Here is an 8,543-nt window from a genome sequence, read left to right as displayed (position 1 = left end):
GGACCAAGGTAAAGGCAAAAAGGTCGACGGTCCGAAGTGGGACTACATCCGCCAGTTGCTGACCAACCGCATGATGCTCGGCGTGTACCTGGGCCAGTACTGCATCAACGGCATCACCTACTTCTTCCTGACCTGGTTCCCGGTGTACCTGGTGCAAGAACGCGGCATGACCATCCTCAAGGCCGGTTTCATTGCCTCGTTGCCGGCAATCTGCGGGTTTATCGGTGGCGTGCTCGGCGGAGTGATTTCTGACTATCTGCTGCGCAAGGGCCACTCGCTGACCTTCGCCCGCAAGGCGCCGATCATCGCCGGTCTGCTGGTTTCCAGCAGCATCGTGGCTTGCAACTATGTCGATATCGAATGGATGGTGGTCGGCTTCATGGCCCTGGCCTTCTTCGGCAAAGGTGTGGGCGCATTGGGCTGGGCGGTGGTGTCCGATACCTCGCCGAAACAGATCGCCGGTTTGAGTGGTGGCCTGTTCAACATGTTCGGCAACATTGCGTCGATCACCACGCCGATTGTCATTGGCTACATCATCAGCTCCACCGGCTCCTTCAAATGGGCGCTGGTGTTCGTCGGTTGCAACGCGCTGGTCGCGGTATTCAGCTACCTGGTGATCGTTGGCCCGATCAAACGTGTGGTACTCAAAGAGCCGCCAGTCAGCGGTCCTGAAACGAACAACAAGTTATCTGAAGCGCATTCCTGAGGAGCGGCGTCATGCAGTTGATTGAACATTCCGACTCGCCGCGCTACATCCGCCTGCACGAGCGGGACAATGTGGTGATCGTGGTCAACGATCAGGGCGTACCGGCCGGCACCGAATTCCCCGATGGCCTGGTCACCGTGGATTTCGTGCCGCAGAGCCACAAGGTCACCCTCGAGGACATTCCCGCGGGCGGCCAGGTGATTCGATACGGCCAGACGATCGGCTACGCGTTGCAGCCGATTCCTCGCGGCAGTTGGGTCAAGGAAGATCAACTGCGCATGCCCACCGCGCCACCGCTGGACAGCTTGCCGCTATCCACCGAAGTGCCGGCCGCGCAGGCACCGCTGGAAGGCTTCACCTTCGAGGGCTATCGCAACGCCGACGGCACCGTCGGCACGCGCAACATTCTCGGCATCACCACCACCGTGCAGTGCGTCACCGGCGTGCTGGATCACGCGGTAAAACGCATCAAGGACGAGTTGCTGCCCAAGTACCCGAACGTCGATGACGTGGTGGCGCTGACCCACAGTTACGGCTGTGGCGTGGCGATCACCGCCACCGACGCGTACATCCCGATCCGCACCGTGCGCAATCTGGCGCGCAACCCGAACCTGGGGGGCGAGGCGCTGGTAATCAGCCTGGGCTGCGAGAAATTGCAGGCCGGGCAGGTGATGCATGAGAACGACAGCTCGGTGGATTTGAGCGAGCCGTGGTTGTATCGCTTGCAGGATTCCAGTCACGGTTTTACCGAGATGATCGAGCAGATCATGGCGCTGGCCGAAACCCGTTTGAAGAAGCTCGATCAACGCCGCCGGGAAACCGTGCCGGCGTCCGAGCTGATCCTCGGCATGCAGTGCGGCGGCAGCGATGCGTTCTCCGGGATCACCGCCAACCCGGCCCTGGGCTATGCCTCGGACCTGTTACTGCGGGCCGGTGCGACGGTGATGTTTTCCGAAGTCACCGAAGTGCGCGATGCGATTTACCTGCTGACGTCCCGGGCGGAAACTGAAGAAGTTGCTCAGGAACTGGTGCGGGAAATGGACTGGTACGACCGTTACCTGGCCAAGGGCGAAGCGGATCGCAGCGCCAACACCACGCCGGGGAACAAGAAGGGCGGGTTGTCGAACATTGTCGAGAAGTCCTTGGGCTCGATCGTCAAGTCCGGCAGCAGTGCGATCAACGGGGTGCTTGGCCCTGGGGAACGGTTCAAGCGCAAAGGGCTGATTTTCTGCGCGACCCCGGCCAGTGATTTTGTCTGCGGGACGTTGCAGTTGGCGGCGGGGATGAACCTGCATGTGTTCACCACCGGGCGTGGTACGCCTTATGGATTGGCGATGGCGCCAGTGGTGAAGGTCTCGACTCGCACAGAACTGGCGCAGCGCTGGCCGGACCTGATCGACATCGATGCCGGGCGGATTGCCACCGGGCGGGCGTCGATCGAAGACCTCGGCTGGGAGTTGTTCCACTACTACCTGGACGTGGCCAGCGGCAAGAAACAGACGTGGGCGGAGCAGCACAAGCTGCATAACGACATCACCTTGTTCAACCCGGCGCCGATCACGTAAGACAGCGTTATCGTTCATTGCGGGCTTGTCCGCGAAGGGGCCTTGGAACTGACTGAAGGTTTCAAGAATGTACCCATAAATAAAAAGGCCGCGATCCATATTGGATCGCGGCCTTTTCATTGGCTTCGATTCAGGCGTCAGACCGCATCCAGCTCCGGTTCGTCTGCCTGGATGTTAACGGTTGCTTTCACTTCATCGTGACGACGGATGAACTTCCAGTCCGCCTCGTCGATGTAGATACCGTTCGGGCCGCTGCCGCCTTCCAGGTCGATGGCGACGCTGGCGCAGACTTGCGGCTTCACACTCGCCAGGATCGGCACGAAGCCCAGTTGCAGGCTGGTTTCCAACAGCGCTGCCTGGTTCTTCTCGTCGATGTCTGCTGCCTCGTCGAGGTAGTACGGCAGGCGCACGCGACCAGCCTGGTCGCGGTCCATCAAGTGCAGCAACAAGTACATGTTGGTCAGCGCCTTGATGGTCATGGTGGTGCCGTTGGACGCCGCGCCGTCGATGTCGGTGTGGATCACCGGTTGGCCATTGACCTTGGTGATCTCGAACGCCAGTTCGAACAGATCCTTGAGACCGAGCTGGTTGTGGTTGGCCGCCACCAGCCGTGCCAGGTATTCCTTGGCTTCTTCGTTCTTGTTGTCCTGCTCGGCGCTTTGGCTCAAGTCGAAGACGGAGAGGGTTTCGCCTTCTTCGTACTGACCGGCGCTGTGGATGATCTGGTCAATGTGCTTGAGCGCTTCCTTGTTCGGCGCGAGCACGATACGGAAGCTCTGCAGGTTGGAGACCTGACGTTTGTTGATCTCGCGGTTGAACAGCGCCAGTTGATGTTCGAGGCTGTCGTAGTCGCTGCGGATGTTGCGCAGGGTCCGGGCGATGTCGGTAACCGCCGCGCGACGCGCCTTGCCGAGGGTCAGGGCTTCATCGGTACGGTGTGCGTACGCGTTGATCAGCAGTTGCAGGCGACGTTCCATATCGTCTTCGCTGTCGAACTTGGCCACGCCCTTGAGGCGAACCTGCGCGTAGAGCGCGTCGATCTGCCCGTCGGCCCGCAGCAGGCCTTGCCAGCTGTCCTGATAGTCATTGAGCAATGGCAGCAGGTTGTCCATGGAGTCGTCGACCGGGTCCATGAACGGCGTGCCGAACGGCAGGTCGGCCGGCAACAGCTGACGGCGGCGCAGGGCATCGTCGAGGGTGCGTTGCTTGGCTTCCATGTCACCGATCTGCCGGCCGACCAATTGCAGCTTGGCCGACAGTTGCTGGACGCGTTCGGTGAAGGCATCGCTGGAGCGTTTCAACTCGTCCTGGGCGGCTTCCATCTGCGCCAATTGCTCAAGCTTGTCGCCTTCTTCGGCGCTCAGGGTTTGCGCGCGGCGGAAGTCTTCCAGGGCTTTCTGCGCATCCAGCACCTGTTGGTACAGCGCCTCGGTCTGGGTCTTGCTGGCCGCACGGTCGGCTGCTACGGCTTGCTGGGTTTTCAGTTGCTTGAGTTCTTTTTCCAGACGCTCTTTCTGATCGCGCAGTGCCGCACGGTCGGCCAAGGCTTGCAGGGCCGGTGGCTCGATGTGCGACAGGTCGATGGACAGGCCCGGCACTTCGAAGCGCTCGCCTTTGAAGCCATCGAGGATCAGCTCCATGGATTTGACCCATTCACCGTCCTCATCCAGCGCAATGCCGTGTTCGCCCAACGGCAGGCTGAACAGCGCGCTGTTGAACAGCCGCATCAGGCGCTCGACGTCCTGCTGCGAGAACTCTTCGCGCAGACGGGCATAGCTGTTGTTGTCAGCGTGATCGAGTTGTTGCTTCACCGATTTCAGGCGTTTTTCCAGATCCCGCAGACGCTCTTCCAGGTCTTCGGCCGAAAACTGCCGCGACTGGGCCAGCGCACCGGCCAGTTCATCGTGCGCGTCCTTGGCGGCGAGCAATTGCTGTTCGAGGACTTTGACGTCATCGACCAGGGCGAAGCGATGCTTGAGCACCGACAATTCGCCGAGCCAGCGCTGGATGCCGGTGATTTCCCGCTCCAGGCGCATCAGCTCTTGAGTGCCACCGCGTTGATCGTTTTGCAGGGCGTCCTGCTCGTTGCGGTAGTGCTCGGCCTGAATCGTCAGTTCTTCCTTGCGAGCACTGGCGTAGTCCGACCAGGTGCCGAGCAGGGAATCGAGCAGCGGCGACAGGCGATGCAGTTTTCCGCGCAGGATATCCCGCTGTTTCACGCCGTTGGCCAAGGCTTCGACCAAGGGACCGGCCGCGACCAGCGAGTTGTAGTCCTGCTCCATGCGGCGGACATCGCGGAACGCTTCTTCGCACGCGGCGATGTAATCGACACTGCCGGAACGCAGGCTGTGTTCGAAGGCATCGAGGAACAGCTGCTTGAGCTTGGCCGCGGTGATTTCACGCATGTGCAGCAGGTTGATGAACAGGGCGCGGAAGGTCTTCAGGCTCTGCTCACTGGTGGAGCGCAGCGGGATCAGCGTCAGGTCGAGCGGAATCGAGGTGTGGCCGCCCACCAGCAAACGACGCAGTTCATCCGGCTTGAGTTCGTAGGCTTTCAGGCCTTCGCGCTCAAGATTGGTGAACAGCTCTTTCTGCCGCAGGCAGGTGTCGTCTTTCTGATAATGAGCCAGGTCGAGTTTGCCGGCGTAGGCAAAGAACTGGTGACCGAAACCACCACCCGGGCCGCGACCGACCACGCCAATCACGTGCGGGCCGTGGGGCAGGGAAACTTCGACGAGGATGTAACTGGTGTCCGAGGCGAAGTAGAAACGCCGCGATTGTTCCAGGCTGTACTTGCCGAAACTCATGTCCGACATGCGCGCCAGAATCGGGAACTGCAAGGCGTTGATCGAGGCGGACTTACCAAGGTTGTTCGCGCCGTAGACCGACAGCGGCTCTTCCAGCGGGAACAGGCCGAGGCTGTAACCGGCGGTGTTCAAAAGGGCAAAGCGGCGAATGCCGTAGCGTTCCTTGCTCATGCGTCGGTCTCCTGTTCTTCGGCAATGGCGCGGGCCAGGGCGTCTTCTTCGCTCTCTTCTTCAAACTCGGTGAGATCGAGCGGGTCGTCGGTCTGCAGCAGCTTTTCGTCGCTGTCTTCGTCGATCAGCACCGGCGCCGGCAACGGCAGCACGCTGTGCAGGCTGGCGGCCAGGTCGCGGTCTTGCTGGACCGACAGGCAGACATCGAGGAAGCGGTGCATCGGCGGCAGGAAACGGTAGACACCGTTTTCTTCGCCGGCGAATCCGAGCTGGGTCATGCGGCGCATGATTTTTTCTTCGAGTTCTTCGACGGTCTGCACTTCGGCCTGGATAAACAGGTCGCGGTACTTTTCCAGCAACGATGGCAATTCATCGCGACCGAGGCTGCCACCGTCGAGCACGGCGATCGGGTCGCGGCCCTGGTCGGCCAGGTGTTCGACGAGGATGAAGGTGAACAGCGCCAGACGTTGCGCCGTCTTGTTTACCGCTGCCGCGGCCAGGTCCGGCACGAAGTAATAGAAACCACGGGTGTCGCACACCAGTTCAAAGCCCAGCGCCTTGAACAGGGTGCGGTACTGGTCCTGGAAGTTCGACAGTTGGGCGTACAGCTCCGGGTCGCGGCGGCTGACGTGGTAGCCCTTGAACAGCTCGCGAAAGATCGGCGCCAGCTGGGACAGTTCGTTTAGATCAAGATGCATGTGGGGTGCTCGCAGAATCCTCGGCGGCGGTGTCGCGGGCCGAGAGCAGGGCGAAGGAGCGCAGGCTGACCTGGTGCTCGTGAGTGTGGTAGTCGCGGCGTTCCAGACGCTCGCGCTTGAAGCGTTTTTCCCGCGACAGGCGCGAGAACCAATAGAGCAATTCGTCGGTGGCGCCGTCCGGCTCCTGCTCCAGCAGCCAGCTCATCAGGTCCGGCATCGGCAGGGCATCTTCACAACGTTCGAGCATTTCCCGAACCGTGCGTGGCGCGCGCGGGGCTTCGCCTTTCTGGGTCTTATGGGCCTTGGGGAAACGCGCCGGTTTCGGCTCGAAACGGGCCAGGGCGTAGACATAGGCTTCGACTTGGCTGGCACTGCCGAGGAAGGTGCTTTGCGGGCGGGTGAACAGCGGCATCGCGGCTTGCGGCACCGCATCGATGCCTTTACGACGAATGGCCGACAACGCCAGGGCTGCGCCACGGGTCACGGCGTTGTGCCGGCGGGCTTCTTCGCGCAGCGGCAGCAGCAGCTCGCGGGCGTGACGCAGGGTCAACTGGGCGCTGGTCTGCATTTCGAGGATGCGCGCGTGGGTGCGCAGCAGCATGTCGTCGTCGACCAGATGGCCGAGGCGCTGCTGTTCGGTGAGCATGCGCAACAACACGTTCTCAACCTTGCGCACGCCTTGTTCGAAGGCGCCGTCGGCATTCACCAGCTGAATCATCGGTTCGACGTATTCGTCCCAGGTCGCCAGCACTTCAGCATAACGCTGACGTAGCGGAATCTGCCGGTCGCTGGTCTTGGCCCGCTCGGCGACGGCCACCAGGGCCTGTTCATCGTTGGCGAGTTTCTTCAGCACGTCCCGCACACGCATGTCGAGCAGGCGCAACTGGCGCGCCAGATCGTTGCCGTCGCGAATGTCGAAGGCGTCCTGGATGTAACCGGCCAGGCGTTCGAGATGGCGCAGATAGGCTTCGATTTCCAGGCACAGGCCCAGACGGTGCTCACGGCGCAGGTAGGCGAGGAAGTCGTGAATCTGCGCGTTGAGTTCGAAACGGTTCGGGCTTTTCGCCACGGGAACCAGAATGTCGAGGCGAATCCACACGTCCAGCAGGCTGGTGATGTCCTGCGGTGTGCTGTCCAGTTGCTGGGCGGCCAACTGTGAACGCAGTTCGTTGAGGCTCAGGGTGCCTTGGTCGAAGTGCTCGCACAGTGGCTCCAGAAGTGCCCAGTGTTCAGCGAGGGCGCGCAAGACGCGCTTGGGTTCGATCATCGGAATGGCCGGCTGGTTGGCAATTAAAAGCCGCGATTGTACTTCATCGCAGCCGTGTCGATTCACTCTGGGGATGGGCTGTCGCTTCTTCTATCGGTGAAGTCTATCGATCAAGCGTGGGCGATCTTGAGCGAAGGGCGGTAGAATCACCGCACTTTAGTTATCCACAAGTGGCCGACCTTTGCTTATCGAGTCCCGTCGCCGCGCTTATTTGACCGCCATGCAGGTGGTCAACTGGCTGCCGCGCACCGAATTGCCCTTTGCTGCGCCATCGCGGCCCGAACTGCTGGAGATGCCCGAGCCAGCGGTCGTCGCCCCGGTTGCACCTGCTCCGGTGGCGCAGACGCCCGTGGAACCCGCGGCCAAACCGGCCGAGCGGGTGAAAATCGAGGTGCCACGGCCGACGCCATCGGCTGGAAAACCAGCAAGCAAAGCGACGCAAGAGAGCGAAGAGGTACCGCTCGTCGCCAAGGCTGCGCCAGTGCCGCCGCCGCGTTTCGCTCTGCAATTGCTGCGAGCCGGTCGCTGCCTGTTGCTGGTGGAGTTACCCACAGGCGAAACTTTCCAGACCCGCGACCCCGCTTATCTGTTGCTCAAAGACATGCTGCGCGCCGCCGGCCTGCCGGACAGCCCGCAGATCGTCGGCGAGCCGGTGCGCTGGCCGCTGCTGGCTCGCGGCACAATGGACCAAGGGCCGGAAGCGGCTCGGGATTTCGTACAAGGTTTTCTGTCGGCCCGCCTGGAAGACGCACCGTGCGTCTGTCTGTGGCTGATCGGCCTGCCGGCGGTGCGTTTTGCCGGTGAGGCCAGCGCCGAATCCTTCAACCGTGAACTTCAGGTCGAAGGCCTGGGGTCGGTCTGGGCCTTGCCGGGCCTGGAGTTATTAATGGAAGAGCCACAGCGTAAGGCTGATGTCTGGCAAGCCATGCGTCGGCTGATGGCGCGTTGGAAAGAATCGAATGAGTGATGCTGTATCGTTCCGCCCGATGACCGAGGCGGACCTGGACGCTGTACTGAAAATCGAATACGCGGCCTACAGCCATCCCTGGACCCGCGGGATTTTTCTCGATGGCCTGGGCAAGTACCAGATCTGGCTGATGTTCGAAGGGCAGCAGCAGGTCGGTCATGGCGTAGTGCAGATCATCCTTGATGAGGCGCATCTGCTGAACATCACCGTCAAACCGGAAAATCAGGGCCGCGGCCTGGGCTTGACGCTGCTGGAGCATTTGATGTCGATTGCCTACAAGGCTGAGGCGCGGGAATGTTTTCTGGAAGTGCGTGACAGCAACCGGGCGGCATTTCGGTTGTATGAGCGGTATGGGTTTAACG

General features: G+C 61.3%; 7 protein-coding genes. 4 read left to right on the top strand and 3 right to left on the bottom strand.

Annotation, left to right across the window (positions count from 1 at the left end):
• A partial coding sequence (locus AC1DLB_RS13335; protein WP_477785104.1) for an MFS transporter occupies positions 1–706 on the top strand: 706 nt, incomplete at its 5' end.
• 11 nt (positions 707–717) lie between these two features.
• A complete protein-coding gene (gene garD / locus AC1DLB_RS13330; protein ID WP_477744035.1) occupies positions 718–2,271 on the top strand; it encodes a galactarate dehydratase in 1,554 nt (517 codons plus the stop codon).
• 137 nt (positions 2,272–2,408) lie between these two features.
• Here the strand turns inward: garD and mksF are convergent, their stop codons facing one another.
• The 3 genes from mksF to mksB are packed head-to-tail and all read right to left on the bottom strand — an operon-like array spanning position 2,409 to position 7,214.
• Complete coding sequence (gene mksF, locus AC1DLB_RS13325) at positions 2,409–5,249, bottom strand: Mks condensin complex protein MksF (protein ID WP_477744034.1); 2,841 nt, start codon at positions 5,247–5,249, stop codon at positions 2,409–2,411.
• Positions 5,246–5,947: an Mks condensin complex protein MksE gene (gene mksE / locus AC1DLB_RS13320; protein ID WP_018929534.1), complete on the bottom strand. Its 702-nt coding sequence runs from the start codon at positions 5,945–5,947 to the stop codon at positions 5,246–5,248. Before mksE ends, mksF begins: the two co-directional genes overlap by 4 nt.
• The gene (gene mksB / locus AC1DLB_RS13315) at positions 5,937–7,214 is read right to left on the bottom strand and encodes an Mks condensin complex protein MksB (RefSeq protein ID WP_026286675.1); all 1,278 of its coding nucleotides are present in this window, start codon (positions 7,212–7,214) and stop codon (positions 5,937–5,939) included. Before mksB ends, mksE begins: the two co-directional genes overlap by 11 nt.
• Before the next feature lie 220 nt (positions 7,215–7,434).
• Here mksB and AC1DLB_RS13310 point away from each other — a divergent pair, with 220 nt between their 5' ends.
• Both AC1DLB_RS13310 and rimI read left to right on the top strand, forming a co-directional pair.
• Positions 7,435–8,181 (top strand): energy transducer TonB, encoded by a 747-nt coding sequence (locus tag AC1DLB_RS13310; protein WP_111454503.1) that lies wholly within the window; start codon positions 7,435–7,437, stop codon positions 8,179–8,181.
• Positions 8,174–8,543, top strand: a 370-nt coding sequence (gene rimI, locus AC1DLB_RS13305; protein WP_477785103.1) for a ribosomal protein S18-alanine N-acetyltransferase, incomplete at its 3' end; no start/stop codon positions are given. The genes AC1DLB_RS13310 and rimI, both read left to right, overlap by 8 nt.

This window comes from Pseudomonas sp. 05N434, from assembly GCF_056396965.1.
Note: the sequence above shows the minus strand (reverse complement) of the source record. Positions and strands in the feature narration are given on the sequence as shown.